This is a genomic window from Halobacterium salinarum DSM 3754, from assembly GCF_008124605.1.
Taxonomy (GTDB): domain Archaea; phylum Halobacteriota; class Halobacteria; order Halobacteriales; family Halobacteriaceae; genus Halobacterium; species Halobacterium salinarum.
Map to the genome: position 1 here is coordinate 1 of NZ_VRYN01000005.1, position 25,098 is coordinate 25,098.

General features: G+C 66.1%; 25 protein-coding genes and 1 pseudogene. 15 read left to right on the forward strand and 11 right to left on the reverse strand.

The features are described 5' to 3' along the window. Positions 1-176: 176 nt before the first annotated feature. The 5 genes and pseudogenes from APQ99_RS09700 to APQ99_RS09720 all read left to right on the forward strand — a co-directional run. Positions 177-818: pseudogene (locus APQ99_RS09700) on the forward strand (molybdopterin dinucleotide binding domain-containing protein); the annotation flags it as partial. Between the two features lie 2 nt (positions 819-820). Then, positions 821-1,609, forward strand: coding sequence for a sulfate reduction electron transfer complex DsrMKJOP subunit DsrO (gene dsrO / locus APQ99_RS09705; protein ID WP_136361249.1), 789 nt, complete (start codon positions 821-823; stop codon positions 1,607-1,609). Then, positions 1,609-2,916 carry an NrfD/PsrC family molybdoenzyme membrane anchor subunit gene (gene nrfD / locus APQ99_RS09710; RefSeq protein ID WP_136361250.1) on the forward strand — a complete coding sequence of 436 codons (1,308 nt, stop codon included), beginning with the start codon at positions 1,609-1,611 and terminating at the stop codon, positions 2,914-2,916. Before dsrO ends, nrfD begins: the two co-directional genes overlap by 1 nt. Beyond that, positions 2,913-3,491 (forward strand): TorD/DmsD family molecular chaperone, encoded by a 579-nt coding sequence (locus tag APQ99_RS09715; protein ID WP_136361251.1) that lies wholly within the window; start codon positions 2,913-2,915, stop codon positions 3,489-3,491. The genes nrfD and APQ99_RS09715 overlap by 4 nt, the downstream gene beginning before the upstream one ends. Positions 3,492-3,563: 72 nt before the next feature. Further along, positions 3,564-4,454, forward strand: coding sequence for a DUF106 domain-containing protein (locus tag APQ99_RS09720; RefSeq protein WP_136361252.1), 891 nt, complete (start codon positions 3,564-3,566; stop codon positions 4,452-4,454). A gap of 11 nt (positions 4,455-4,465) precedes the next feature. Here the strand turns inward: APQ99_RS09720 and APQ99_RS09725 are convergent, their stop codons facing one another. After that, on the reverse strand, positions 4,466-4,828 hold the full coding sequence (locus APQ99_RS09725) for a metal-dependent transcriptional regulator (RefSeq protein ID WP_010902585.1): 363 nt from the start codon (positions 4,826-4,828) through the stop codon (positions 4,466-4,468). Between the two features lie 345 nt (positions 4,829-5,173). Here APQ99_RS09725 and APQ99_RS09730 point away from each other — a divergent pair, with 345 nt between their 5' ends. The 3 genes from APQ99_RS09730 to APQ99_RS09750 all read left to right on the forward strand — a co-directional run bounded on the left by APQ99_RS09730 (position 5,174) and on the right by APQ99_RS09750 (position 9,131). Further along, the gene (locus tag APQ99_RS09730; protein ID WP_136361253.1) at positions 5,174-5,938 is read left to right on the forward strand and encodes a halocin C8-like domain-containing protein; all 765 of its coding nucleotides are present in this window, start codon (positions 5,174-5,176) and stop codon (positions 5,936-5,938) included. 1,749 nt (positions 5,939-7,687) lie between these two features. Beyond that, complete coding sequence (locus APQ99_RS09745; RefSeq protein ID WP_012289235.1) at positions 7,688-8,065, forward strand: DUF5805 domain-containing protein; 378 nt, start codon at positions 7,688-7,690, stop codon at positions 8,063-8,065. After that, positions 8,058-9,131, forward strand: a complete 1,074-nt coding sequence (locus tag APQ99_RS09750) for a tyrosine-type recombinase/integrase (protein WP_010902588.1) — start codon at positions 8,058-8,060, stop codon at positions 9,129-9,131. The genes APQ99_RS09745 and APQ99_RS09750 overlap by 8 nt, the downstream gene beginning before the upstream one ends. A gap of 263 nt (positions 9,132-9,394) precedes the next feature. On the opposite strand, the gene APQ99_RS09755 is transcribed toward APQ99_RS09750, so the two are convergent. The 3 genes from APQ99_RS09755 to APQ99_RS09765 all read right to left on the reverse strand — a co-directional run bounded on the left by APQ99_RS09755 (position 9,395) and on the right by APQ99_RS09765 (position 11,347). Then, complete coding sequence (locus APQ99_RS09755) at positions 9,395-9,715, reverse strand: hypothetical protein (protein ID WP_227970921.1); 321 nt, start codon at positions 9,713-9,715, stop codon at positions 9,395-9,397. Between the two features lie 58 nt (positions 9,716-9,773). Next, positions 9,774-10,457, reverse strand: a complete 684-nt coding sequence (locus APQ99_RS09760) for a carbonic anhydrase (protein WP_049892495.1) — start codon at positions 10,455-10,457, stop codon at positions 9,774-9,776. A gap of 80 nt (positions 10,458-10,537) precedes the next feature. Beyond that, positions 10,538-11,347, reverse strand: a complete 810-nt coding sequence (locus tag APQ99_RS09765) for a class I SAM-dependent methyltransferase (protein ID WP_010902591.1) — start codon at positions 11,345-11,347, stop codon at positions 10,538-10,540. 135 nt (positions 11,348-11,482) lie between these two features. Here APQ99_RS09765 and APQ99_RS09770 point away from each other — a divergent pair, with 135 nt between their 5' ends. Beyond that, on the forward strand, positions 11,483-12,958 hold the full coding sequence (locus tag APQ99_RS09770; protein ID WP_010902592.1) for an HTTM domain-containing protein: 1,476 nt from the start codon (positions 11,483-11,485) through the stop codon (positions 12,956-12,958). Positions 12,959-12,982: 24 nt separating this feature from the next. Here APQ99_RS09770 and APQ99_RS09775 read toward each other — a convergent pair whose 3' ends face one another. The 3 genes from APQ99_RS09775 to APQ99_RS09785 form a co-directional block, all read right to left on the reverse strand. Next, positions 12,983-13,888, reverse strand: a complete 906-nt coding sequence (locus tag APQ99_RS09775) for a hypothetical protein (RefSeq protein ID WP_010902593.1) — start codon at positions 13,886-13,888, stop codon at positions 12,983-12,985. Positions 13,889-13,936: 48 nt separating this feature from the next. After that, positions 13,937-15,286, reverse strand: coding sequence for a hypothetical protein (locus tag APQ99_RS09780; RefSeq protein ID WP_010902594.1), 1,350 nt, complete (start codon positions 15,284-15,286; stop codon positions 13,937-13,939). An 86-nt stretch (positions 15,287-15,372) separates the two neighbouring features. Then, positions 15,373-16,209 (reverse strand): MBL fold metallo-hydrolase, encoded by an 837-nt coding sequence (locus APQ99_RS09785; RefSeq protein ID WP_049892496.1) that lies wholly within the window; start codon positions 16,207-16,209, stop codon positions 15,373-15,375. A gap of 82 nt (positions 16,210-16,291) precedes the next feature. On the opposite strand from APQ99_RS09785, the gene APQ99_RS09790 reads away from it, so the two are divergent. Then, complete coding sequence (locus APQ99_RS09790; protein ID WP_010902596.1) at positions 16,292-16,942, forward strand: helix-turn-helix domain-containing protein; 651 nt, start codon at positions 16,292-16,294, stop codon at positions 16,940-16,942. Between the two features lie 8 nt (positions 16,943-16,950). Here APQ99_RS09790 and APQ99_RS09795 read toward each other — a convergent pair whose 3' ends face one another. Continuing rightward, positions 16,951-17,349 (reverse strand): YlbF family regulator, encoded by a 399-nt coding sequence (locus APQ99_RS09795; RefSeq protein ID WP_010902597.1) that lies wholly within the window; start codon positions 17,347-17,349, stop codon positions 16,951-16,953. Positions 17,350-17,456: 107 nt separating this feature from the next. Between APQ99_RS09795 and dph2 the strand changes: the two genes are divergently transcribed. Both dph2 and APQ99_RS09805 read left to right on the forward strand, forming a co-directional pair. Beyond that, the gene (gene dph2 / locus APQ99_RS09800) at positions 17,457-18,491 is read left to right on the forward strand and encodes a diphthamide biosynthesis enzyme Dph2 (RefSeq protein ID WP_010902598.1); all 1,035 of its coding nucleotides are present in this window, start codon (positions 17,457-17,459) and stop codon (positions 18,489-18,491) included. 48 nt (positions 18,492-18,539) lie between these two features. Next, complete coding sequence (locus tag APQ99_RS09805) at positions 18,540-19,160, forward strand: METTL5 family protein (RefSeq protein ID WP_010902599.1); 621 nt, start codon at positions 18,540-18,542, stop codon at positions 19,158-19,160. Here APQ99_RS09805 and APQ99_RS09810 read toward each other — a convergent pair. Then, a complete protein-coding gene (locus APQ99_RS09810) occupies positions 19,151-20,947 on the reverse strand; it encodes a rhomboid family intramembrane serine protease (protein ID WP_010902600.1) in 1,797 nt (598 codons plus the stop codon). The two genes, APQ99_RS09805 and APQ99_RS09810, sit on opposite strands and share 10 nt — an antisense overlap. 99 nt (positions 20,948-21,046) lie before the next feature. Between APQ99_RS09810 and APQ99_RS09815 the strand changes: the two genes are divergently transcribed. Continuing rightward, positions 21,047-21,331: a DNA-directed RNA polymerase subunit L gene (locus tag APQ99_RS09815; RefSeq protein ID WP_010902601.1), complete on the forward strand. Its 285-nt coding sequence runs from the start codon at positions 21,047-21,049 to the stop codon at positions 21,329-21,331. 6 nt (positions 21,332-21,337) lie between these two features. Here the strand turns inward: APQ99_RS09815 and hisF are convergent, their stop codons facing one another. Further along, positions 21,338-22,159: an imidazole glycerol phosphate synthase subunit HisF gene (hisF, locus tag APQ99_RS09820; RefSeq protein ID WP_010902602.1), complete on the reverse strand. Its 822-nt coding sequence runs from the start codon at positions 22,157-22,159 to the stop codon at positions 21,338-21,340. A gap of 39 nt (positions 22,160-22,198) precedes the next feature. Here hisF and APQ99_RS09825 point away from each other — a divergent pair, with 39 nt between their 5' ends. Then, on the forward strand, positions 22,199-22,702 hold the full coding sequence (locus APQ99_RS09825) for a universal stress protein (protein WP_157849921.1): 504 nt from the start codon (positions 22,199-22,201) through the stop codon (positions 22,700-22,702). 52 nt (positions 22,703-22,754) lie between these two features. Beyond that, a complete protein-coding gene (locus tag APQ99_RS12600) occupies positions 22,755-22,892 on the forward strand; it encodes a DUF7550 family protein (protein WP_010902604.1) in 138 nt (45 codons plus the stop codon). 7 nt (positions 22,893-22,899) lie between these two features. On the opposite strand, the gene purL is transcribed toward APQ99_RS12600, so the two are convergent. After that, positions 22,900-25,002: a phosphoribosylformylglycinamidine synthase subunit PurL gene (gene purL / locus APQ99_RS09830; RefSeq protein ID WP_136361255.1), complete on the reverse strand. Its 2,103-nt coding sequence runs from the start codon at positions 25,000-25,002 to the stop codon at positions 22,900-22,902. Positions 25,003-25,098: the final 96 nt, after the last annotated feature.

Genomic DNA, 25,098 nt, shown 5'->3' on the forward strand with positions numbered 1-25,098 from the left:
TCACTACTTCAATCCAGTTGTCGGGCTCACGGTTTTCGCGTCCGGATTCCTCGGAACTATTGGTGTATTCATGGATACTGAGTAGGCGAATTCGCTCAATCCGCAATCCCACTTAGCGGGTGATTCGATACATATGGCCTGAAACTAACCCTTGTGAATCGTTCTATGACACCCTATATGACAGGTTAGTCGAACAGGGGACTGTCCATATTGACGACGACCCGGTGCTGTACAAGGGGGAATTCGATACTCCTACTGGACGGCTCGAAATATACGACGAAGACGCTCCAACCGAAGACGGCGACGACATCGATGGAGAAGTCTCACTTGAAGTACCGGACCCAATTGAGAGCCGAACGGACGACGATGGGGACTACCGGGATGAATACCCACTCATGTTCATGCAAAAACACTCGAAGTGGCGGATCCACTCACAGTATGAGTACCAACCCTGGGTTCGAGAAATAAACGAGCAGCCACAACTGGACATCAATCCAAAAACGGCCAAGCGGCGGGGAATCGAGGACGGTGATTACGTTCGGGTGTTCAACGATCGTGGCCAAATGATCGTGAGGGCGAAATACAACGACGCGATCCGACCAGAGATTGTCAACACTGATCAAGGTTGGTGGGAACGAGACTACATCAAGGGCCATCACAACAACCTCACCCATATGGATATTTGCAACGCAACCGGGAATTTCGCCTTCTACGACACGGCCGTTGAAGTCGAACCGGCCCCGGAAGACCTTGACACCAGCAAATACACCGAATCTAATCCGCGTGGATCGACGCCGGACTCAGCGGGAGGTGAGTGATTATGACGAACTATGGTCTCGTGATCGATCAAGAACGGTGTATCGGCTGCCAGACCTGTGCCATGACGTGCAAACAGGAGAACAACGTCCCGATGGGGCAGTTCTGGAACCGCGTGCTGACGGTTGGTGGAGAGCACGTCGATACACCGTCGGGGACCTATCCGGAGGACGGCGAAAGTGGCGACCTGGACATGAATTACCAGCCGACGGCGTGCCAACACTGCGAGAACGCGCCCTGTGTGAAGGTCTGCCCGGTGAACGCCACGTACACCCGGGACGACGGCATCGTGGAGATCGATTACGACAAATGCATGGGGTGTCGGTACTGCATGGCGGCCTGCCCGTACAACGCCCGTGTGTTCAACTGGGACGAGCCCGAGCACCGCCCCGAAGACGGCACGGGAGACGTGGCCGAACGACCACAGGGCGTCGTCGAGAAATGCACGTTCTGCAGCCACCGCGTCGAGGACGGCCTTGACCCCGCCTGCGTCGTGAACTGTCCGGCGGACGCCCGCATCTTCGGTGATCTGGACGACGACGACAGCACCGTCTCGAAGTACATCTCGGAATACAATACCGAACAGCTGCTCAATGAGAAAGGCACCGACCCAAGTACGTATTACGTACAGGGGAAGATGACACCAGGCCGGCCATGGACAAGCGATAAGCTTGAAACCGAGCTTGGGGACGATGAAGCGGCACAGGCGACGCGGCGGCGGAACGGTGCCCCAACATCAGAGCATGGGCCAACGCCGCACGTGCCGGCGGAGACCGCGGGAGGTGACGACTGATGGCGGACGCCGACACGACCGCACGCCGCCCCGTGCTGTCGTCGTTCGGGACACTCGGGCGCGGCTGGCTCGGCGTGCTCGCGCTCCTCCTGGTGATTGGCCTCGGCGCGTGGGCGTACCAACTCCAGCACGGCCTCATCGAAACCGGGATGCGCAACGTGTTCTCGTGGGGACTGTATATCATGCTGTTCGTGCTGTTCGTGGGGCTGTCGGCCGGCGGGCTGATCCTGTCCAGTGCGCCGAAGTTCTTCCACTCCCAGCGCTACGAGGGGTTCGCTCGGCTGGGCGTGCTCGTGAGCCTGGGCTGCATCATCGTCGCGGGGCTGTTGATCCTGCCCGATATCGGGCGTCCGGACCGCATCTACCAGTTCGTCACCTCCCCGGACTTCCGGTCGCCGATGGTCTGGGACTTCGGCATCGTGATGCTGTACGGCGCACTCAACGTCTGGTACCTGTGGCTGTTGACGCGCCGCGATCTCGCCGCCCGAGGGTCGCGGCTGTCGCTGTGGGTGTCCGACTCGGCCGCCGGCCGCGACCGCGACCGCACGCTCATGTTCTGGACCGCGGTCTGTGCGCTGCCCGCGGCAGTCGCGTTGCACTCCGTGACCGGCTGGATCTTCGCCACACAGGTCGGCCGCGGCGACTGGTTCAGCCCGCTCGTCGCGCCCGTGTTCATCGCGAAAGCGCTGGTCTCGGGGCTTGGACTACTGCTCGTGGTGTCGATCCTCGCGGACCGATTCACGGCGTTCACCGCCGACCGCGGGGAGCTCACCAGCCTGGGCAAACTGCTGGGGATCTTCCTGGCGTTCCACGTGGTGTACCTGCTCGCCGCCGAGCGCCTCCCGCACGCGTGGGCGCACCACTTCGGGTTCTGGGCGATCACCAGCAACTTCCTCATCGGGGACACCGTCTACTTCTGGCTGTGGACCGGTCTCGGCGGCGCGGTGCCACTGCTGTTGTTGGCCACGCCGTCGCTTCGCAGGCGCACGTCGGTCATCTTCACTGCGAGCGTGCTGGCGGTGTTCGGCACGCTCTTCGAGGGGATCCGCCTGGTGTTCACCGGCTACCAGCGCGTGAACATCAACGCCGCCCCGGGGATCGCAACCGGCGGCGAGTACGCCGGCCTCACGACCGACGCCTGGGCGACCGCCGGCACGTACACGCCGACCGCGGTCGAGATCGCGGTCACAGTCGGCGTGATCTCGATCGGCGCGTTGATCGTGATGGCGGGTCTCCGCTATCTCCCCCTGCAGCGCGCGGCACCCGATGCAGCGTACGCTACTGACGGCGGTGATCGAACACAATGACACCAGCCACCCGGAACAACGACAGCGCAGTCGCAGTTGCCGACGCGTTCGATGACACGGGCGACGGTCCGCCGACCGCAGCCCGCTTCGCGGCGCTTGCGGCCTGCTGGCGACAGCCCGATGACGACCTGCAGGCGGCGCTTGCCGCCGAAACCGACACGACAGTCGACGCACAGTCGCTTCGGGCCGAGTACACGCGACTGTTCGTCGGGCCCGGCCCGTCCCAATCACCGCCGTACGAAAGCGTCTACCGTGACGGCGAACGCGACGCGGACCTCGGCCCGGTGTACGGGCCGTCGACGCAGGCGGTCGCCCGCTGGTACAGCGAGTACGGCCTCCAGCCCGCCGCCTCGGAGTCAGCACCCCCGGATCACATCGCAACCGAACTCGAGTTCGCGGCCTACCTGCGCGAGCACGAGGGCGCCGAAACACTCGAACAGTTCCTCACCGAGCACCCACGGAACTGGGTCGAGTCGTTCGCCCGACGCGTCCGGGACGCCGACCCGAAGCCGTTCTACCGAACTCTCCTCAACGTGACCGTGGACACGCTGGCCCGTGCTGACACGCCCCCGTGACTCCCCGCTGGGGCCCGGATCTCCGGCAAGCAGAAGGGTCATAATGACCGACCGAAATCGTGAGACATCAGTATGCCTGACACCCAGCTAGCATCACTCCTTCAAACAGCAGCGATGCGAGAGGCAGCGAGCGCCGTCCTCGAAGAAAGCGACGCCCGAACCGGGGACCTCCAGTGGGACGACGTCAGCGACGCCGTCTCCAGCAGTCAGTGGGGGCGACTGATCTCCGCGGGCGTGCTCACGAGCACCGACACGGGGTTCGTGGTTGCGGACCCCGACGAACTGGCGGCCGAGCTGGCGGCACACACTGACGCCGAGTCGACCGAACACACCGACGCGCCGGCGATCGAATCCGCGTCCTGGACGATCTACGACAAGGCGGCAGCCGTCGGCGCGATCGGGCTGTTCGCGGGATACTGGAACAGCTCCATCCAGACCACGATCGCATCGGTCGACAACCAGCTCCTGGCCCCGGTGATGAACCTGTTGCCGTTCCACATCGTCGTGTTGGTGTTGGCTGTCACCACCGGCGTCTACTCCACGTACCTCCAGTCCCGGCTCATGGACCACGAGACGCTCCAGGCGTACAAAGACCGGATGGCGGCCCTGAAAGAACGCCGGGAGGCAGCCAAAGAGCGCGGCGACGACGAAGCACTCGAACGCATCCAAAGCGAGCAGATGGACGCCGCTGGCGATCAGCTCGGGCTGTTCAAGCTGCAGTTCCGGCCGATGGTGTGGATCATGCTGTTGACGATCCCGGTGTTCCTGTGGCTCCGCTGGGAGGTCCGTGGCGGACACCTCGGCGCGAGCGAGCACGGAATGGTGGTCCCGCTCGCCGGACACGTTGCCTGGCAGCACGCACTGCTCGGACCGATGGCGACGTGGATCGTATGGTATTTCGTGTGCTCGATGGCGTCACGCCAGTTCCTCCAGAAGACGTTCAACATCCAGGCCTCGACGTAGCGAGCGCGGCTCTAGCGGTCGTCGTCGGGCAGCGTTGCGGCCAGCCGATCGGTTACCGTTGGGTCGATGATGCTCGCCAACTCCATTGCCTCGGATTCGTGGGTCTCCAAGTCGAGCACGCTTCGGAAGAACCACGACAGCGTCACGTAGGATTCGTGGAGCTCCGTGGCGCGCTCACGACCCGCATCAGTGAGGCGTGCACCCTTATACGGCGTGTAGGTGACGAGCCCGTTCTCGTCGAGTTGCTTGAGCATCTCCGTCACCGACGGTGCGGCCTTCTCTAGGCGGTCGGCCAGCTGTCCCGTCGGCACGGGGCTGTCGTCGCGATGGGATTCGATGTAGATCGCCAGTAGGTACTGGTCCGCGCCACTCATTGGTCGGTCCACCGGGAGCCGGGTGTGGATGATTGGGTCTGTGCCACTCGTATGTGAACGTTGGGCTGCAGCGGGATAAGACTGCTACCGCATCGGTGCGCGCGCGACCGTGGTTTGACTACATCACTCGCCGCTGGACGGTATGACTCGCTCGTGCAGCCGAGTGTGTACATAGCACATATCATTCTGAGAGTGGATTCCGGGGTCGTGGTGCCGGGTTCGACCGGTGCTCCGCCAGCCGCTCAGTCGGTGGTTATCAACGAGTGCGAATCTAGCAGGCAAAACACTTCCGGATTCTAGGCTAGCCTACATTTCTGGGGTGCGTACAAACCACCACCTCACAACGTGCCACGTGCGTTCACGCAGCTCCGCGAAAAGGCCGTGGACCTCGGCTACTCATTCGCCTGGAGTGATACTACCCTCACCGTGGCTGTTACTGAGACAGAAGACTTCAAACGCGAAGTTGCCTCGTATGAGCTTCAGGACGCGGCAGAAAACAGTCGTGCGGGGATCATTCTCGGACGCCACCCCGAATCCCAGGAGATCGCCATTGCACAGCTCGACGTCGAGCGTTCCCACGACGATGGCGCATTCAAAAAGCTCGAACGAGACGACCTGCTGGGCGACGATTCATCCGAGACCGACCCAGCCATTGCGACTGACCGTTCCGGCGGAATCGATGGCTCGTTCACGAAGACAACCGAGGAACCGAGCAAACAGGCTGTCGAGGCGTTGATCGATGACCTCAGCCACGTACAGGATGCAAAAGGCCCGAGCGCGCAACTCGACCTGCCATCCCTAGATGACCTCCCGGACCTTCCGGATGAGCTAGACGTCAGTGGCTGCGATGGCTGCTATTTCGCCTCAGGAATTATCTGCAAAAAGCTCTGTGGGGCCTTCGGCGGGGTAGTTTGTGGGGTTCTCGGCAGAAGCGTTGTCGGAGGTGTTGGGTATGGTACGCTCGTCACGGCTGTCTGTAAGGTCGCCGAGGCCGCAACCGATGGATGCGGCGACAGCATCGGTGCGACAATCTGTAAGTCCTCTGGGATTGGTGTGTGTGGACCGGATAAGCCAGGTGAAATAATTGAAGTACCGCTCCCGAATATATAACGTAAATAATGGGAGACGTTACTATTGGATTCGGACTAGGCAGCGTTTCCACGCGGGCAGCCGCTGCTGCCGTCGCTGTCGGCTCATCGCTGCTGATGCTAGTGGCCTACATCGCCCTTGGTCGGAACCCGATCGCCGCCCTCTCTGAGGCTACATTGAGTGGGATCGTTATTGGCGTCGCCTACTACATCGGTCTGTCAGTCCGGTCCGTGGCGAACTAAACCGTCTCGTCCCGAGGAACAATCGTTACCGTAACTTGGGGGCGCTGGCTGGTAGATCGGATCCAATCACTACGCCGCTGGCACCACCACCATCAAGTGACAGGTACAGCAGCCAGTTATCGCGGCTTAGCCATTTGATTGCACTCAATCCTGCACGCTTACCGGTGGTTGAATCCACCTAATACGCTCAAACCCTCGAATCCAGTACAGGCCGTGCTTTTCGTATATCACTCTCAGATTTACGACTGTCTTCATTCCAATACCAGGAATCGTGTGTTCCAAGCAGCTCGCTTCCGCAGACAGACGCCACACACCGGATTTGGTGATCGTCGGTTCACCACCTCGCACGGATCACAGTGGAAACTACGCGATGAGGAACTTACCATGCGCAGATTTGGACGTGAACACCGGTTGGCGGAACATAGCCACCGCTTGGCAATCGTTGTCTTGCTGTTGCAGGGGTGTACAACAGTTCTACAGGACTGCGTGATCCGCGTTTTCCCCACTCAAAGGGATAGAACCAAAGAGTGCCGTGGTGATGACTGTCCCGGAAATTCTCTGGCTAACTCCGACAGTATTCTGCGTTGACCTGAGTAACGTCGTCAAACGGAAGATCTTGATACGCTGTGTTGATTCCCCACGTGAGCGTCACGGTAAGTTCCACCCGTGTACTATGAGGAACGCCGCCAAGATAATCAACCAGCTGTGTGCGTAACGCAATCACTCCGGCCACCGACCAGTGAGACAGGGTGATGCATTGGTCCACCATGGTCGATACCAAAAGTTAACGCGATTATACATATAGTTTGGCCGATGTAACTGTGGCCACGAGCCGCGGACTCCACAGGGCATCCAGACAGTAGTACGGTACTCACTGACCCACCGCCTGCCGAGCTTGGGCAAACACATTCTGAGCCGAGCTGTGGCGGCCTTGCTGGTCGGCGCAAAGCGGCGCACCACCGGCTCTTCGATACCTGCGTTCAGATGCCATCGGATCGTCAATACTCTGTGGCGAAGCCTTCGGCACCGGGAATTGGTCCAACATTGCATCACGAGGAACTCACGATTTGAACATCGCTGATGTTACGCCGGGCTCCGTTCGGATAGAACGTGGTGTCCCCTTCAGGTTGGCTGTTTTGTGGGCTGGTCTGAGGGCGCGACACGTATACGGCTGCGCTAGACCACGCAGCTATCGACGGTCGCCTACCGAGTGTGCCGGGGTCGCCACTGTGCCGGCGTCAGTGAGTTGATCGCCGAGTGCCAGGTTTCCGGCTGTGTACGAGTTCAAGACCGCCCACTCGATACACGGTTATACACCGGCGTGCAACCTCCCCTCATCCGGTGGCATCTATTTATCTTTTTGTGTGGTACTCCACGTTCCAGCGGGAATCCTCTTCTATGGAATCAAATCGAAAGAAATCCTCTTGTCTAGACCTTCTTTGGCGACCTGAACCAGGCCCGGAGAACCGATAAAAACACTTATCTCTGTATGGGGAACATTGAAGTGAGCCGTGGCTGTTGGCCCTGTATGGGAGACACTGATCGCGCCGTCGTGAAGACGTACGTGCCAGCGGACCAGAAAGCCACGTGGCAGGATCACGCCGAGCGATTAGATATGACGCAAAGCGAGTTCCTCCGAACGATGGTGCAGGCCGGACGACGGGGGTTCCTGGACGACAGTCCAGACGGTGGTTCTAGCGACGCAACCCCTAGGGGTGATGCCCTCGAAGACCGGGTTCAATCGATGGTCGACGAAGGGGATGCGGTGTCCTGGGATGAGTTAGTCGCTCAACTGGCGGGGGACTTCGAGGACCGGATCGACACCGCGGTGCAGTCCCTCGCAGACGATGGTGTGATTCGGTTCGACCCGCGACGCGGTGGCTACGTTTCCCAGGCTGATGAGTGAGCCACGTGATTCCTTGGCGAGGGAGACCGATGCTGATGCGCGTGACGATCCTATCGGCTACTTCCTCGAGGACATGCAGTATCACGGCAAAGCAAAGCGAACCCGGGACGCGTACGCACGCGTCCTCCGGTCGTTCGAAGCGTTCCTTTCGAACGCCGGCGCGCAGCCGGTCGACGCCGGCCGCCGGGATTGCTTGACCTGGGTGCATCACCTCCGCGAGCAGTACGCCGAAAGCACGGTCGCGACGTACGCGTCGTACGTGAACCGGTTCTACAGTTACATGCAGCAGGTCGGCGTCGTTGACGGGAATCCGATGGCGTTGGTCAGCCAGGAGATGGACGAGGCCATCGACACGAACCCCACTCGGAGGGACATCTCGGTTGCGGCGATGCGGGAGTTCATCGCGGACATCACCCACCCGTTGGAGCGCGCCGTGATCGTTGGACTGCTGAAAACCGGGCTTCGAGTCGGCGAGCTCTGCAACCTCGACCTCCGGGATGTCAACCTGGACGCGCCGGCTGTCTCCTCCGCCTACGAGGTGGGGGTACGCGGCCAGCTCGGCAGCCACCCCGACACGCTGTACGTTGATCCGGCGATGAGCCGTGGCGAAACGGTCAACGGCGAGCAGCGCTCGGCGTCGAACAAGCGCAAGCGTGCCACGCTCGTCCCCCTTGACCGGGAGTTGAAAACCGAACTCGTCCGGTGGTTGGCGATTCGACCGGACACCACATCGCCTGCCGACCCGGTGTTCGTGAGCACGCAGGACGCATGGGGCAAGCGTCTGACGCCGGAGATGGTCCGAGGGATGGTGCGGCGACACGCCGAACCCCGCGGGTGGTATCACAAAGGTGGGGACGCCGCCGAGAACGTAACGCCACATTACTTCCGGCATTTCTTCACGACGCATCTCCGGAACCGGACTGGTGATCGCGGCGTCGTGAAATACCTCCGCGGCGACGTGGCCGACGACATCATCGACACGTACACGCACAACTGGGGGGATCGAGTACGGGAGGTGTACCTCAATCACATCTATTCGCTGACTACCACCCATGGAGGAGGTTGATAAACCGCATTCAACGATAGAGAGACGTTGGAGGTCGGCGTTGTGGCCACAACAGGCTTAATCGGCTATTGATGCGTCTTTTTGCCCGATCCAGTGAATGGACCCCCCTCAGACGGCTCTCCAAACGCCCACTCTCAGATCCGACGTCACGGATGTGGGAGCATTCAGTTGTCGGGTTCTATATTCATCCGTTCGTTAACTATCGGGGGCGTAGCATCGAGTTCCTGATGTCTGTCTTCGGCGCCGATATACGGTTCGGAGGGTCAGATGAAAGAATCCAGTTTCTTGCGTAGGGTCTTTCGTAGCTCCGCCGAGCCACCCAGCCCGTAGTAATCACTGTTCCCGAGGATGTCCGCAGCTTTGACCATCACCGCACCACGTCCCACCTCGAAACATCGTTCATAGATATCGAGATCATCGTCGATGGTCTCGTCGAAGCTAGTGGCGTCCGCGATGTTCGCAACGTCGTCTCCGAACTCCGAGCGAGTCTCAGCAGACGTCACGTGTGTATCTACCACAGATCGTGGAGGAACCCAGATGACGACAGACGTGTCATACTCCCTGTTGTAGAGGTCCGTTCCCACCGTACTGTGGCGGATCACCGGTTTCGGATTCTCGCCCGAAGAGCGCAGTCCGCCGCGGTTAGTAACTCCAGAGCCGAGTGATCCGTGACGCGATTTCGGGCGCTTGCTCGCGGAGCGCCGATGGGTCGGTTTCGCCGTCGACGTTGATCACGTGTGCTTCGCCACGGGAGCCCGGGTACACGTCCTGGAAGTCGTACACCGCGCCGACGACCGAGACGTCGTCGTCGACGCGGTCGCTTTCCAGAAGGAACTGGACCTGCTGGTCGACGTTGTATTCGACGAGTCGGTTGATCGCTGCGGACTCTGAGAGGTCCGCCGGGAGCAGATCCACCCCGGCCGCTAGTCGCGTGCGGATGGGAGTCAGCGAGTGCGCGATCCCCGGCGGCTCCGCCCCAGTGTCGCCGGTGAGATCCCGGTACGCTGCTGTGACCGCGCCACAGCCGGTGTGACCCACCACGACGGCTGTCTCCGTTCCAGTGTGCTCGATGGGGTAGAGCACGTCGCCGGAGACGACGTCTCCGTCGGGGGTTTGTTGGATCACTCGGTTGCCGATGTTCGCGCAGGTGAAGATACTTCCGGGGTCCGTGTTCGCCCACAGTTCGTCCTGAAGCACCCGTGAGTCGGCACAGCAGACAGTGACTGCGTCGGGGTGTTGTGCGTTCTGGACGTCGTCGAACCGGGACTGGAACTCGGCGGCATGGCGCTGGTTGCCCGCCAGCATGTCGACGATCACGTTGTCCATGCACACACCGACGGGGTGCCCCATGATATATGCGGGGGCCAAGCAGCCCGTTGCCTCCAACGGTGGCCGCCGTGGGTGGGTCAGGCGGCGCCGTCGACGACGCCGCGGGCGAGGAGGTACTCGACGCGAACCGTGTTGTCCGCGAACCACTCATCCAGCGTGGCAAGCGCGTCTTCGCGGAGGGCGCTCCGCGCGCCGGGGTCGTCGAGCGCGCGCAGCGCCGGTGAGAGCGGGCCGGCCTCCTCGGCGAAGTTCCGCCAGAAGTGCTCGGGGGAGACGTACCGGAAGCGCGCGATGCGGCGCTCGAAGGTGAGCTCGCAGGCGTCACCCAGGTGGTCGCGGACGAACTCCGGGTTCCCCCACCGGAGGTGCGCCCAGGGGTCGTGGTCGTCGTGTCCGACGTAGTCATCGAGCACGTCGGTGAGCGCTCCCACCAGGCCGTCGGGGGACCACGCGGTGAACGCGACGCGGCCGCCGGGCTGGGCGACGCGCAGCATCTCGCGGCCGGCCTCGGCTGCGGCCGGGGAGAACACGTGGCCGAAACTGGAGAGCACGACGTCGAAGGCGTCGTCGGGGAACGGGAGCGTGCTGGCGTCCCCGGCGACCCAGGAGATGTCGTTGTAATCCGTGAGCTGTGTGGTGTCACGGGCGAGTTCGAGCATCGACCGCGTGACGTCAAGCCCGGTGACGGTTGCGCCGGCGCGGCGGGCGGTGAGGGCGGCGTTCCCGGTGCCACAGCCGACGTCCAGGACCGTGTTCCCGGGGTCGACGCCGCAGGCGCTCACGAGGCGTGCGATCGCGGGCAGCAGGTTCGGGGCCAGTGAGGGGTACCGGCCCGCCGACCACGTGTACGTCGCGCGTTCGGTCCCGGTGTCGGGAGCGGTGTTCATCAGCGTGAGAAGGGCGTGCGTGCTCAAGAATACCACGGAAGGCGAGGATGTGGTGGGAGTCGTGGCGGCGCCCTGCCGTGGTCGTGGGGACACGTGCCAGGCAACGTTTATCAGCGTCGGGGGCCAGTCGGGTGTATGCGTTTCCGAGCAGCGGTCGCGTCGCGTCTCGGCGTCGACACGCGATCGTTGGCCGCGTTCCGTGTCGGACTCGCGGTGGTCGTGCTGGTTGACCTGGCGTTGCGGCTGCAGTCGTTGACGGCGTTCTACACCGACAGTGGCGTGCTCCCGCGGGCGGTCATGCGCGCACAGTATCCGGTCGTCAGCCGCGCGTCCTTGCATATGCTTTCGGGGGCGGCGTGGGCACAGGCGGCGCTGTTCGCGGTGACGGCGGTGGCCGCGGTCGCGTTGCTCGTTGGGTATCGGAGCACAGCCGCGACGTTCGCAACGGGAGTGCTCGTGGTGTCGATGCACGCCCGAAACCCGCTGGTGTTGAACGGCGGTGATCTCGTCCTGCAGATGCTGTTCGTGTGGGCGCTCGGGCTTCCCCTGGGGGAGCGCTGGAGCGTGGACGCCGTGGATCGGGGGGCGTGGCGGGACCGCGTCGTCTCGGTGGCGACCGTGGGGGTGCTGTGCCAGCTCGTGATCATCTACACGTCGAACGCCGTGTTGAAGCTTCGCGGGGACGCGTGGGTGTCCGGGACGGCCGTACGGACGGTGTTCAGTCTGGAGATGTTCGTCGTCGGGCTCGGCCACGTGCTGTCGGAAACCCCGCGGTTGTTGGTGGCGTTCGACCGAGTGTGGCTGGTGTTGCTCGCGGGGTCGGTGTGTCTGATCGTGTTGACCGGGTGGTGGCGGGCGGCGGCGGCGGCGGTGTTCGCGGGGATGCACCTGGGGATGGCGGCGACGATGCAGCTGGGCGTGTTCCCGCTCGTCGCAGTCGTCGGACTGGTGCCGTTCGTTCCCGGTTGTGTCTGGGAGGCGGCGGCTGCAGCCCGCCCACAGCGCACCGTGCATCCCGTTCGATGGATTGCCGACCAGCGTGAGAGGGCGCCGTCGGTTCCAGTGCCGTCACTGCCTCGATCCGTTCGAGCGCGCGCTCGAACCGCCGTAACGGGCGTGTTCGTGGTGTTGCTGGTCGGACAGGCGGCGTACACGGTCGTCTCAGTCGGGGGTGTGGAAACGCCGGTCAGCGTCGGGCCACTCGACGCCGGCGACGCGCCACCACCGCGGTGGTACATGTTCGCCCCGGAGCCACTCAGCGTCGATCACTGGGTGAAAGCGCCGGCCACCACGCCCGGCGGCGGGCGCATCGGGGCGTTCGCTGGCGGCGCGTTCTCCTGGGGGAAGCCCCCCGACGTGTCAGCCCAGTATCCGAGCGCGCGGTGGCGCAAGTACGTCGTGAACATCGCCGACAGCGACAGCCGCGCGGTCCGGGCGGGGTTGGTGGCCTATCTGTGTCGGCGGTCGGCGGCCGGAACGCCGCACCGGAGGGTGACGAACGTGACCGTCTATGACGTCCGGCAGCCGACGCGGCTCGGCGGGTCGGAGCCGACACACCGGCGTCGAATCGGGGCAGCGGACTGTCCCGTGAACGCTGCCGAACGGGTGTAGCAAGCGAGCAGCGGCGGGTCGGCGTTACTGTGGTGGGATCGCGGTCTCCGTCGGTGCGGTGGTGAGCGCCTGTCGCACACTGGCAACACGCTCCCCAGTGGCCTCGTGTTGGTTCTCCATGAGCACGGTCTCGCTCGGGAACAGTTGCTCGCCGACGGTGAGGCCGTGGTCGCGGGCGGTCGATCCCGTGACCGTGAGGTAGACACCGACGCCGGCGTCCGCGATCGCGGCTTCTTCCTCGTCGTGGTCGGCATCGGGGTAGGTGAACGTCAGGCCCTCGGTCACGGCGGTGCCGAGCACGGCTTCGACGAGGCGCTCGTAGCGGGGGCTGATGCAGACGGGGCCGCTGTAGGCGTCCAGAAACGCCCGGTCGACGCCCGCCGAACCGTGGGCGTCCGGCGTCGCCAACAGCGTGTGATAGACCGTGTCGCCGAGCCCAGAGGCGACGCGCACGTCCGTGTCGACGGGATCGATGCGCTCGTTCACGTCCGCGATCGAGGTCAGTGGCTCGGGACGGAGCCCCACCACCTCCTCGAGCACGAGGTCCGCGCTGTCGAACCCCAGGGCGAACTCGTGCGTGCGGAGCGCGCGAAACGGCTCCTCGCGCCCGATGAGTTCGACGCGCGTCCCCGCCACGGTCACGGTGAGCGAGTCGAACACGATCCGGCGTGGTTTCCCCACACGGGAGTCCCGCAACAGCGTGTAGTCGGGGGCCGTCGGCTCGTCGGGAGTGCTGTACGCAGCGAGCCGCTCGTAGACACCACGAGCGTCGTGGTGGTCGCCTTTCGTGAGCCCCTTCTCGTAGCGCAGCGTCGTGGCGATGTCGTCGGCGACCGACGCCGCGTCGGCGAGCTCGCCGACGCGGTCGAGAACCGCCTCCAATGGCCGTCCTTTCCGCGGGACGGCGATGCGAACCGGCGGGGGTGTCATTGTTGGGTGCAGCCAGTGCGCGCCGAAAACCGTTGTGATCCCGAGCGCTCAGGCGCTGAACACGTCCGACAGCTGGTCGCGCCAGTCGTCGATGGCGTCGACGTGCTCGGAGAGCTCGGCGACGTCGGCTTCGAGGGCGTCCACGTCGCCGGAGACGTCGGCCAGCGCCAGCACGTCGTCCTCGGTGTCCGCGAGGCGCTCGTCGAGGGCGTCCACGTCGCCGCGCAGCCGGTCCAGCGACGATTCGAGGTCGTCGACAGCCCCGACCGTGGCTTCGACGTCGTCGACGCGCTCGTGCAGCGCCGCCCGGTCGTCGGCGGCAGCGTCGACGGACTGCTCGACGCCAGCCACGTCGTCGCGCACCGTCGATAGCTCGGTTTCCAGGTCGGCCACGTCGTCTTCGAGGTCGTTGAGCACGTCCTGTGCCGTGCCGTTGTCGTCGATGAACGACTCCAGGGCGTCGGTGTACGCTTCGATCTCGGAGACCCGGGACTGCAGGTGTGTGAGCTCCACGCGCGTCGATTCGGGTACCCCACCCATCGCGTCCTGGATGGTTGCGAGGTCCTCGTCGGCGACGGCGTCGTTGCGGATCGCGTCCGCGAGCGCGGCCACGATCTCCGAGCCGTCACGGGGCGCAGCGTCCACACCCGCAGCGTCGTCGGCGGCGCTGGTGTCGGCGGCCACCGTGTCGGTTGGCGGGTCGGCGTCGGCGGTGTCGTCGCCGTCGGTGGTCGCCGTCGCTTCGAGTGCGGCGCCCGTCCCTGTGGTGTTGTCCGCGGGCTGGCCGTCGGTGTCGGGGCTCGTGTCGTCGGTGTCCTCGGGCTCGGTCCCACCGATGTCGGTGAGCCCGGCGTCGTCGCCGAGGATTTCGGCGTCGTCGGTGACCGGCGTGTCGACATCGGCGTCGCCGACGTCCGCTTCGACGGATCCGAACTCGTGGTCGGTGGTGTCCTCGTCTTCGAGCCCGGGGACCGTGTCGCGGTCGCCGCCCGCCAGCTCCCGCACCACGTCGCTGGACTCCGGCGGGATGGCGTCCTCGATGTCGGGGCCGTCGACGTCGATCTCCGGGGCCGAAAGGAACGGCGTCTCGTCTTGGTCGTCCTCCATGCGGACGCCGTAGACGGTGGTGAACGATTCGCCGGCGTCGATCTCGCGCTCGAAGCGCACGACGCCGTCGCCCGTCGCCGTCCAGTGTTCGCTGCCGTATTCGGGGTGGAACCCGATCTGGTCGATGCCGAACTCCTCGGGGATCTCGTCGGTGATCGTCAGCGTCACCCCGCCGTCACGGGTCGAAGACACGTCGAAGGCGACGGCCGGCACCGGGAAGTCCTCGGCGTTGAAGAACTTGCTGACGGTCACACCGTTCGTTTCGACGACTGTTTCGTCACTCACGGGCATCACCCTGGAGTGCGTCGTTCATACAGCAATCTACGCGGAGAGGCCCTTAAATTGCCGGGGGGTAGGTGTATGCGCGAGGTGGGGGCCTACGAGACGTCGATGCGGTCGCCGATTTCGACGACGTCGAGGCGCTGTGGTGACGCCATGCTGCGGGTGTGTGCGTGCAGCGCCGTCGGGTCCGCGGTCAGTCCTTTCCACATGTCCCAGTGCGTGGGGACCAGCCGGTCGAGTTGGAGGGCGTTCGCGCACGCGACGACCTCCGTCTCCGTGTTGTACCACGTCGTGACCGACGGTTCGCGGGTCTGTTTGTCGGGGATCTCGCCCGTCGATCCGAACGCCAGGATCCCCACGTCGATGTCGTGGGCCGCCCCGATTTCCGCGAGGGCGTCGGCGGGTTTGGTGTCGCCGCCGTGGAACACCGTGCCGGCGTCGTGCTCGAAGACGTACGACACCGGCTGGACCGCGTCGGGGTCGTGTGCGGGTGTGACGTGGACGGTGAACGAGCCGATGTCGTAGGTGTCACCGACGGCGACGCGCCGGTACTGATCGGTGGTGACGGCGTAGTCGTCCTGCCAGCGTTCGTCGTCGCGGGCGACCGCGATCGAGGCCTCGGGGGCGTACAGCGAGCAGCCCGTGTCGGCGAGCAGCGGGGCCTGGCTCGGGCCGTGGACGTGGTCGGTGTGCTCGTGGGTGGCGAGCACTGCGTCGGCGTCGGAGACGTCACGGGGATCGAACGGCACGGGGATCATGCGCACCGTTCGCGGCGGGTCGCCGGTCCCCAGGTAGGGGTCGACGAACAGCGTCGTGCCGTCGCTGGCCTTCAGGATCACGCCGTTGCAGCCGAGATACCAGACCGCGATGCCGTCGGGATCGGCGGCGGCGACGGCTGCGGGCAGCCAGTCGCCCCAGTCGGAGTGCACCATACCGGCCGTTGGTGGCCCGCGTCCTAAGCGTTCGGTGGTTCGGCCAGGGCACTTAACAGCACGTGGACACGTGTACGATGTGATGAGCGTCATCGCTGAACTGTCGATGTCGTCGCCCCGCATGATCCTCTACGAGGCGACCACCAGCGTCCCCAACGTGACGTTTGATGTCGAATCCGTCGACGTGGCTGATGGCGGGGACACGGTCAAAACGGTCGCGTGGGCGATCGGCGATGACCTGTCCGCGTTCGACGACGCGATGCGGGCTGACTCGACCACGACCTCGGTAACGCTGCTGGATCAGCTGGCCGATCGGCGACTGTACAGCTACCAGAACGCCGACGCGTCGGAGGTCCAGATGTACACCGAGTGGCTGGATCTCGGTGCCGCACAGCTGCACGTCGAGTCACAGAACGGCGTGTGGTTCGTTCGCGTTCGGTTCCCCGACCGGGACGCACTGGCGTCGTTTCGCGAGATCTGCACCAGCCAGGGGGTGGCGTTCACGCTGCACTGCATCTACAGCGGCGTCCCCGAGGCCGACGCCACCCATCAAGACCCGCTGACCGACGCCCAGCGCGAGGCCGTCCGGGTCGCCTTGGACGTGGGCTACCTCGACGTGCCGCGGTCGGCGTCGCTGTCGGCGGTCTCCGAGCAGCTCGGCGTCACCGAGCAGTCAGCGAGCGAGCGGTTGCGCCGCGCGACGCGGAACCTCGCCGCCAACGCCGTTGACTGACGGCGCCGTCAGTCCTGACAACAGGCACCGGACTCCCCGACGAAATCCACGTCCAGGGGGTCGCTGATGAGGTCGTTGAGTCCCTCAAACCGTGCTTCCAGGGCGTCCTGGGCGTCGAGGTAGTCCGCCATCACGGGGTGGTCGTGGAGGTGCTGTTGGGCCTCCTGGACGCGGTTGAGGGCGGCCTCGTCGGCGTCCCCGGACTGGCGGGCGAGCATGAACTCCTGGCGGAGTTGCTCGAACTCCTCGATCCGAGACTGCACTTCATCGGTGGTCTCGACGGCGCGCTTGGTCTCCATGAGGCGGCGGTACTCGGGGAGGTCGGCGATCGCGTCGCCGAGCTGGCGCGCGAGGTCGTCCGCAGCGTGGTCCGCGCTGGGGCCGGCGGCGTCGGTCTCAACACTCATGTTCCGGGGTTGGTGCTGGCGTCGTTTCAAACTGCCGGAACCCCCGAACGCCGCCCCCGTACCGCGAACCACGGGGGTTAAACGAGCAAGCCCCCATACCGCAGCTAATGAGCAACGAGGAGGCACGGTCGGCGGGCGATCTCCGGAACACTGGACTCTCGCTGCGCCACGACCGGACGTGGGATTACGAGCTCGACCGCATCGTCGACGAGGTCGAGCGGAAAGACGCCGAGAAAGTCGGCCTGCAGTTCCCCGAGGGGTTGAAGCGCCGCGGGCCAGCGGTCGCCGACGACCTGCGGGCGCGCCTGGACGACACCCGCATCATGCTGTCCGGCCAGCCCTGTTATGGGGCCTGCGACCTCGACACGTATCTGATGCGGCGCACCGACGTGTTCGTGCACTTCGGGCACTCCCCGATGAAGGAGTCGGATTCGATCATCTACGTGCCGCTGTTCTCGAACGTCGATGTCGAGCCCATCATGCAGGAGGCCCGCGACGAACTCCACGACGGCGACGTTGGGCTGGTGACCACCGCCCAACACATGAACCAGTTCGAGGAGATGCGCACGTGGCTGGAGGAGCGCGGGTACACGGTGCACACGCGCCGCGGCGACGACCGCCTCACCAACGAGGGCCAGGTGCTTGGCTGCAACTACGCCAGCGCGGACATCGACGCCGACCAGGTGTTGTACGTCGGCGGCGGGAAGTTCCATCCGCTCGGCCTGGCGATGGAACACCCCGAGAAAAACGTCGTCATCGCGGACCCGGTCAACAACGCGGTGTCGATCGCGGACGCCGAGCAGTTCCTCAAGGAGCGCTACGCGTCCGTTCACAAGGCGATGGACGCCGAGCAGTGGGGCGTGATCTTCTGCACGAAGATCGGCCAAGGCCGGTTCGATCAGGCCGAGGAGATCGTGGAGAACAACGACAACGCCTACCTCATCACGATGGACGAGGTGACCCCCGACCGGCTGATGAACTTCGACATGGACGCGTTCGTGAACACGGGCTGCCCGCGAATCACCACCGACGACGGCCCGCAGTTCCACAAGCCGATGTTGACCCCCGGCGAGTACGAGATCGCCGTCGGGAACAAGCCACTGGAGGACCTCTCGTTCGACACCTTCCACGGCACCTGGTAGCGCCGTGCGGGCGCAGGGTTCTTCGCCGCCGCCCACCACGGGTGGAGCGTGAAGCGCGCGCTCGCCAGGCGGCTCGGCGCAGTCGAGGGGTTCCGGGATCCGGACCCGGGGCTCGAACAGTACGCCACACCGACCGAGCTGGCCGCCCAGCTCATCGCGCTCGCCGACCTCCACGACGACCTCGCCGGTCGCACGGTCGCCGATCTCGGAGCCGGCACGGGGATGCTCGGGATCGCGGCGGCAACCCGCAACCCCCACCGCGTTCTGGCGGTCGAGCGTGACCCCGACGCGGTGGCCGTCGGCCGGGCCAACGAACCCCGCGTTGAGCCGGGTGTGGGCGTCGAGTGGACGGTGGCTGACGCCACGCGGCCGCCGCTGGCAGCCGTCGACACCGTCGTGATGAACCCGCCGTTCGGCGCGCAGGACGGTGCCGAGCACGCCGACCGGGCGTTCCTGGCGGCCGCCTCGGAGGTCGCGGCGGTGTCGTATTCCGTGCACAACGCCGGCAGCAAGGCGTTCGTGGAGTCGTTCGCCGGCGACCGGGGTGGAACCGTCACCCACGCGTTCGCCGCCGAGTTTGCGGTGCCCGCTCAGTTCTCCTTCCACACCCAGGACCGCGCCGTCCTCGACGTGGAACTGTTCCGCGTGGACTGGGGTCGTCAGTCGTAGGATTCGCTGTGCGCGACCGTGACGGTCGTGTTGCCGGTGTGCGCGAGCAGCCGGCCGGCCGTATGTTCGAACGTCAGGCCGCCCGCCGTGGCGGTGGCGTTGGCCGCCGGCACGCCGGTGGTGGCAAGCGCCGTTTCGTTTCGCAGCACCGTCAGCGAGAACTGCCCGGCGTCGGCGTTCAGCCGGACGTGGCGGCCGTCCAACACGGGGGCTGCGGTGCGGTTCGCCGACGCGAACACCGGCCGCAACGATCCGCCGTCCGGCGGTCGCAGGTAGACGTTGTAGACCGGCTGGCCGCCGGTGGCGACCCACCCCTCGCGGTGCACGCCGACGGTCTCCCGCCAGTTCAGCCCGCCGACAGTGATGGCCGCGTCACCACGGAACGCGAGCTCGTCGGTGCCAACGCGTTCGGTCCACATGCCGCGGTCCGGGTTGGCGACGATGACGCCGCTGGCGGAGACGTTCGTCGCGGCCCCCGAGTACGGGATGTCGACCGCCGCAACCCGCTTGTTGGTCGCGTTCTCGGCGTACGTAACCTCGTAGCCGTTGACCGAAACCGCCGACTGTGCGACGTTCGCGTCCTGGACGGTGGTGAGGTTCACGGGCACCGCGACGAACGCCATCGTCACCACGGGGATGATCAGCGCCGCCGCCGCGAGTTTGCGCGCCGTCGCGGTGGTCTCGCCGCCCCGTCCGGGGAGCGTAACGCCGCCGTGCGTGCCCGCGACGACCGCAAACACGACCGCAAGCACCACCACGAGCAACAGCCCGCCGGCGCGGAACAGCACGTACTCGGCGCTCCGGCCGTACCACCACACCGCCCACAGCGACAGCGACGTGGCGATCACGACCGCGCCCAGCCAGACGCGGGCCGGGTTGGGGTGGTCATCGCGGTGCACGAGCACCGCGACCGCCGCCAGCGCGCCCAGAAGGAACCCGAAGAGGTGGCCTTGGACCGCGACGCCCGCCCACCACGGCGGCCCGAACGACTGGGACGCCGACGCGAACGTCACGGGCTCCAACAGCGTCCGCCAGAACACCGAGATGGCGTCCCGGGCGGCGACGGCCACCACCGTCGCCAGGGGGTATTTGAGGAGCGCGAACCCCGCGAACGCGAACACGACCCCGGAGAACCCGACGGCCGCGCCCCAGGAGAACACGCTGGTGAGAAGCGCCACCGCGAGCACGCCGGCGGGGAACACCACGCCGGCACGGACGTAGGGGTTCGTTCGCCACGACCCGAACGCGGCGGTGCCGCGGGCAGTCGGGTAATGCGAGAACGCGTACTCGGCGACCGGCGCGAGCGCCAGCGTGCCGATGAGGTTGCCGGTGACGTGGCCGAGGTTGGCGTGGGCGATCGGCGACGTGAGCACGCCCAGCGGGTAGGCGTACGACCAGGAGATGAACGGCACCACAAGCAGTGTGCCGTCCGGGCCGCGCTGGACGAGCGTGTAGAACCCGGCCACGATCCCGGCAACCAGCAGCGTCCCCCAGGGCACGCCGAACAGGAGCCGCGACCGAACCGCCTGGACGGCGTCTTGGCCCGGTCCACGGGTGAAAACGGCGGTGCCGGTCGCAAGCAACACCACGACGGCGGCGTATCCGACGGCCCGCCACAGGTCCAGGAGGCCGCTGCTCCCCGCCACGACGAGCCCGGCGAGCACCCCGCTGACGGCAGCCCCGGCGAGCCACCGCGCGCGGCGAAAGCGCGGGACGACACTGACAGCGAGCACACCACCGACCGCCGTCAGGGCGACGACCGCGGCGGCGTCCGACGGCACGTGCATACATCACGTCTCCGTGTTGGGACGTAATAAACCAGCGGGCGCACCCCGACGGGTCGGCCGTTCGAAACGTTGAAACGCCGGACGGGCGAAACCGGAGCCATGGATCTGCGGGTTATTGAGAAGGACGACGCGGAGCTGACCATCGAAGTCGCCGGGGAGAACCACACGTTCATGAACGTGCTGAAGGGCACGCTGCTGGAGACCGACGGCGTCACCGCGGCGTCCTACGACATGAACCCCGAGCAGTCCGGCGGCCAGACGGAGCCGCTGCTCACGATCAAAACCGACGGCGACGTGGACCCAGTCGACGCCCTGCAGGCGGCGGCCGGCCACACCAGCCAGAAACTCCAGTCGTTCGCGGACACCTTCGAAGCCGCGGTCTGAGCCGGCTCACGCGTCCGGGGCGCGGATCGGATAGCCGGCGTCAGCGAGCGTCTCTTTCGTCTCCGCGATGCTGTACTCGTCGAAGTGGAAGATCGACGCCGCCAGCGCCGCGTCAGCGCCGGCGTCGTAGGCGTCGGCCATGTCGCCGGGCGCGCCACACCCCGAGGACGCGATCACGGGCGTCGAAACGGCGTCACAGACCGCCGCCGTGAGCGGAACGTCGTAGCCGTCCTGTGTGCCGTCGGCGTCGATGGAGTTCACGAACAGCTCGCCCGCGCCGCGTCGCTGTGCCTCCTGGACCCACTCGATGGCGTCCATGCCGGTGCCTTCGCGGCCGCCGTGGACCGTGCACTCGAACCAGCACGACTCGCCGTCGACCTGCGTGTAGTGTTGGCCCTGTTCGTCGAAGCGCCGCCGGGCGTCGACGCTGATGACGATGCACTGGCTGCCGAAGGCTTTCGCGCCGCGGTCCACCAGCGACGGGTCGGCGATCGCGCCCGAGTTGATCGAGACCTTGTCGGCGCCCGCGCGCAGCGTCTCCCGGATGTCGTCGGTGTCCCGGATGCCGCCGCCGACGGTCAGCGGGATGAACACCTCGTCGGCGACCGCCGAAACGGTGTCGAGCATCGTCTCCCGGCCCTCGGCGCTGGCCGTGATGTCGAGGAACACGAACTCGTCGGCGCCCGCTTCGTTGTACCGCTTCGCCATCTCGACGGGGTCGCCCGTGTACGCCAGCTCCTCGAAGTTGACGCCGGTGTACACTGCGGGCTCCCCGTCGTCGTCGAGGTCCACGTCGATGCAGGGGATGACGCGCTTGGTGAGTGTCATCGGTCGGGTACGACGGCGTACATCCGAGACCCGGATAAGGTGTCCGATCCGCGCGCTCCCCTGGCGTGGCGTGTGGATCTCGAAACGCTGACGGGGCCCGAACGCCCAGGCGAACCCATAACATACGTCGTCGCGTTCGACAGCTCGCCGCTCGCGGAGGCGGCGCTCCGGCGTGCCGTCACGTTCGCCGACGCCGCCGACGCGGCCGTGGTGGCTGTCACCGCCGTGCAACGCGATCCCGCGATGGCCCGCGACCGGGGCTGGCTGGGCGCTGACGAGTCGTTCGATGTCGGGACGGTTGCGGCCGCGATCGCGGCGGACGTCCACGAGATCGCGCCGGGCGTGCCGGTGGAGTACGAGGTATTGGACGCATACGCGCCCCGGGGGCGTGTCAGTCGCACTGTCCGCGAGCTCGCGGTTGATGCCGGCGCGACGGTCGTGTTCGTCGGCAGCGACAACGCCGGCCACGTGGTCGGCGGCCTCACCTCCGTGGGGCAAGGCGTCTCCGCGGACGACCGCTACGACGTGCACATCGTCCGGTAGGCAGTCACTGCGCTTCGATACTGCCAAGTGCGGGCGCCGAGAACCGCCGCGTATGTCCGACGATCACGGCGACGACGGGGGCCGCGTCACCGCGCCCATGCAGGAGTTCTCGATTGGACAGGTCACGAACGGGCTCATCGTGCTTTTGGTTGGGCTGGCGGTCGCGTACGCCGTCCCCGTCGTCGTGTAATCGCCGGTCAGTCCAGCTCGCGGGCGATGACGCCGCGGTGATCCCGGATCGTGGCGGCGTCCCGCGTCACAGTCTCGTCGTCGACGGTCACCGACAGCGTGCCGTCCGTGGTCGCCGACCCGAGGCGCACGACGGGCACATCAAGGGCCGCTTGGAGCGCGTCGGCGTCGCGTGTTTCGACGACCGCACGACCAGGGCATTCCGAGAACAGCGCCGCCAACCCGGGCACGGTGACGGTCGCGCCGGCGTCCGCGGTCACCATCTCGGCGAGCGTGACCGCCAGCCCACCGTCGCTGATGTCGTGGACGGCCAGCGTGTCCGCTCGCGTGGCGGCCTCGCGGACGGCGTCCACGCCGGCTGCGTCGGCGGCCGGGAACTGGTCGGTGCCACCCAGCGCCTGGAGGTAGACCGACCCGCCGAGGCCGTCGGCGTGCCCGCCGACGAGCACGAGATCGCCGTCGCCGGCGAGGCCACTGCCGGGGACGGGGTGCTGGTCGCGGTAGCCGACCACGGCGAGCGTCGGCGTCGGCGCGATGGGGCCGGTCGCGGAGTCGTTGTACAGGCTGACGTTGCCGCCGACGACCGGCGTGTCGATCGCACGACAGCCGTCCGCCAGCCCCGCAACCATCGCCTCGAAGCCGCCGTACACGTCGGGGTCCTCGGGGTTGCCGCCGTTGAGGCAGTCGACGGCCGCCAGCGGCTCGGCACCGGCCGCCGCGAGGTTCGTGGCGTTCTCGACGGCGGTGGCGTACGCGCCGGCGTACGGCTGGCAAGCCGTCCACCCCGGATTCGCGCCCGCGGACAGCGCGACCGTCGTCCCGTCGTCGGCCTCGTGCAGCGCCAGCCCGGCGGCGTCCTCCCCGGGGCGCTGGACGGTTCGCGCGCCGACCTCGTGGTCGTACTGGCGATACACCCACTCGTTGCTCGCGGTGTTGGGGGCCGAGAGCACGGCGTCGATGGCCGTCCCGAGCGCCGGATCCGGCCGGTCCGTGGCTGGCGCTTGGGGTGCCGTCGACGGCTGGTCGGTTGCCGGCGCTCCGTCCGCGAGAACCGTCGCGGGCGCGTCGACGACGGTCTCGCCGTCGAACTCGCAGACGTAGTTGCCCGTGGTGACCTCGCCGATGACCGAGCAGCCCAGGTCGTATCGCGTGGCGACCTCGCGGACGGCGTCGACGTCGGCTGGGGCGACCTCGTAGCACATGCGCTCCTGGGACTCCGCCAGCAGGATCTCCATGGCGTTCATCTCCGGTTCGCGCTGGTGGACCGCGTCGAGGGTGATGCGCGCGCCGAGTTCGCCCTGCGCGACCATCTCCGAGGACGCCCCGCCGAGCCCGGCGGCCCCGAGGTCGCGGGCGGCGACCACGAGGTCGCGGTCGAGCAGCGTCTCGTTGGCCTCGATGAGGAGTTTCTCCGTGTAGGGGTCGCCCACCTGGACGGCCGGGCGGTCGGCGGTTTCGGCGTCCTCGGCGAGGTCCTCGCTGGCGAAGCTCGCGCCCCCGAGGCCGTCCCGGCCGGTGGCGTTCCCCACGAGCACGAGCTTGTTCCCGGGCGATTTCGCCGCCGCCGTGACGAGTCGGTCCTCGGTCACCAGGCCGACGCACGCGACGTTCACCAGCGGGTTGCCGGTGTAGCCGTCGTGGAACTGCGTGGCCCCGGCGACCGTCGGGACGCCGATGGCGTTGCCGTAGTCGCTGATCCCCTCGACCACGCCGTCCAGGAGGTATCGGGCGTGCTCGTCGTCGAAGTCACCGAAGTACAGCGCGTCGGCGAGCGCGATGGGATAGGCCCCCATCGAGAGGGTGTCCCGGACGATGCCGCCGACGCCGGTGGCGGCACCATCGTAGGGGTCGACGTAGCTGGGGTGGTTGTGGCTCTCCACGCCGACGGTCACGAGTTGGTCGGTGCCGGGGACGCGCACGACGGCGGCGTCGTCACCCGGGCCGACGACCACGGCTTCGCTGTCGCTGTCGAACGCGGACAGCAGCGACCGTGAGGAGCGGTACGCGCAGTGTTCGCTCCAGAGGTTCTCGAACAGCGCGGCTTCCGCGGGTGTGGGGTCGCGGCCGAGGGCTGCCACGACGCGCTCCCGATCCGAGTCACCAAGAGACATTCACTTTCGTGGTCTGACTCGGGTGGTTTAGTCGTTTCCATATGCATAGTCGTGGTGTGTTCGGCGGCGCACCGGTACCGAGTCGTTTTTCTTCCC

What these genes read in the sequence shown, in the direction of transcription:
- APQ99_RS09810 (WP_010902600.1), bottom strand. Translation starts at nt 20,947, where the DNA reads ATGCACGTGCCGTCGGACGCCGCCGCGGTCGTCGCCCTGACGGCGGTC.
- dph2 (WP_010902598.1), top strand. Translation starts at nt 17,457, where the DNA reads ATGAGCAACGAGGAGGCACGGTCGGCGGGCGATCTCCGGAACACTGGA.
- APQ99_RS09775 (WP_010902593.1), bottom strand. Translation starts at nt 13,888, where the DNA reads ATGACACCCCCGCCGGTTCGCATCGCCGTCCCGCGGAAAGGACGGCCA.
- nrfD (WP_136361250.1), top strand. Translation starts at nt 1,609, where the DNA reads ATGGCGGACGCCGACACGACCGCACGCCGCCCCGTGCTGTCGTCGTTC.
- hisF (WP_010902602.1), bottom strand. Translation starts at nt 22,159, where the DNA reads ATGACACTCACCAAGCGCGTCATCCCCTGCATCGACGTGGACCTCGAC.
- APQ99_RS09795 (WP_010902597.1), bottom strand. Translation starts at nt 17,349, where the DNA reads ATGAGTGTTGAGACCGACGCCGCCGGCCCCAGCGCGGACCACGCTGCG.
- APQ99_RS09785 (WP_049892496.1), bottom strand. Translation starts at nt 16,209, where the DNA reads ATGGTGCACTCCGACTGGGGCGACTGGCTGCCCGCAGCCGTCGCCGCC.
- APQ99_RS09765 (WP_010902591.1), bottom strand. Translation starts at nt 11,347, where the DNA reads ATGAACACCGCTCCCGACACCGGGACCGAACGCGCGACGTACACGTGG.
- purL (WP_136361255.1), bottom strand. Translation starts at nt 25,002, where the DNA reads ATGTCTCTTGGTGACTCGGATCGGGAGCGCGTCGTGGCAGCCCTCGGC.
- APQ99_RS12600 (WP_010902604.1), top strand. Translation starts at nt 22,755, where the DNA reads ATGTCCGACGATCACGGCGACGACGGGGGCCGCGTCACCGCGCCCATG.
- APQ99_RS09725 (WP_010902585.1), bottom strand. Translation starts at nt 4,828, where the DNA reads ATGAGTGGCGCGGACCAGTACCTACTGGCGATCTACATCGAATCCCAT.
- APQ99_RS09790 (WP_010902596.1), top strand. Translation starts at nt 16,292, where the DNA reads ATGAGCGTCATCGCTGAACTGTCGATGTCGTCGCCCCGCATGATCCTC.
- APQ99_RS09720 (WP_136361252.1), top strand. Translation starts at nt 3,564, where the DNA reads ATGCCTGACACCCAGCTAGCATCACTCCTTCAAACAGCAGCGATGCGA.
- APQ99_RS09770 (WP_010902592.1), top strand. Translation starts at nt 11,483, where the DNA reads ATGCGTTTCCGAGCAGCGGTCGCGTCGCGTCTCGGCGTCGACACGCGA.
- APQ99_RS09745 (WP_012289235.1), top strand. Translation starts at nt 7,688, where the DNA reads ATGGGAGACACTGATCGCGCCGTCGTGAAGACGTACGTGCCAGCGGAC.
- APQ99_RS09760 (WP_049892495.1), bottom strand. Translation starts at nt 10,457, where the DNA reads ATGGACAACGTGATCGTCGACATGCTGGCGGGCAACCAGCGCCATGCC.
- APQ99_RS09815 (WP_010902601.1), top strand. Translation starts at nt 21,047, where the DNA reads ATGGATCTGCGGGTTATTGAGAAGGACGACGCGGAGCTGACCATCGAA.
- dsrO (WP_136361249.1), top strand. Translation starts at nt 821, where the DNA reads ATGACGAACTATGGTCTCGTGATCGATCAAGAACGGTGTATCGGCTGC.
- APQ99_RS09750 (WP_010902588.1), top strand. Translation starts at nt 8,058, where the DNA reads ATGAGTGAGCCACGTGATTCCTTGGCGAGGGAGACCGATGCTGATGCG.
- APQ99_RS09780 (WP_010902594.1), bottom strand. Translation starts at nt 15,286, where the DNA reads ATGCCCGTGAGTGACGAAACAGTCGTCGAAACGAACGGTGTGACCGTC.
- APQ99_RS09715 (WP_136361251.1), top strand. Translation starts at nt 2,913, where the DNA reads ATGACACCAGCCACCCGGAACAACGACAGCGCAGTCGCAGTTGCCGAC.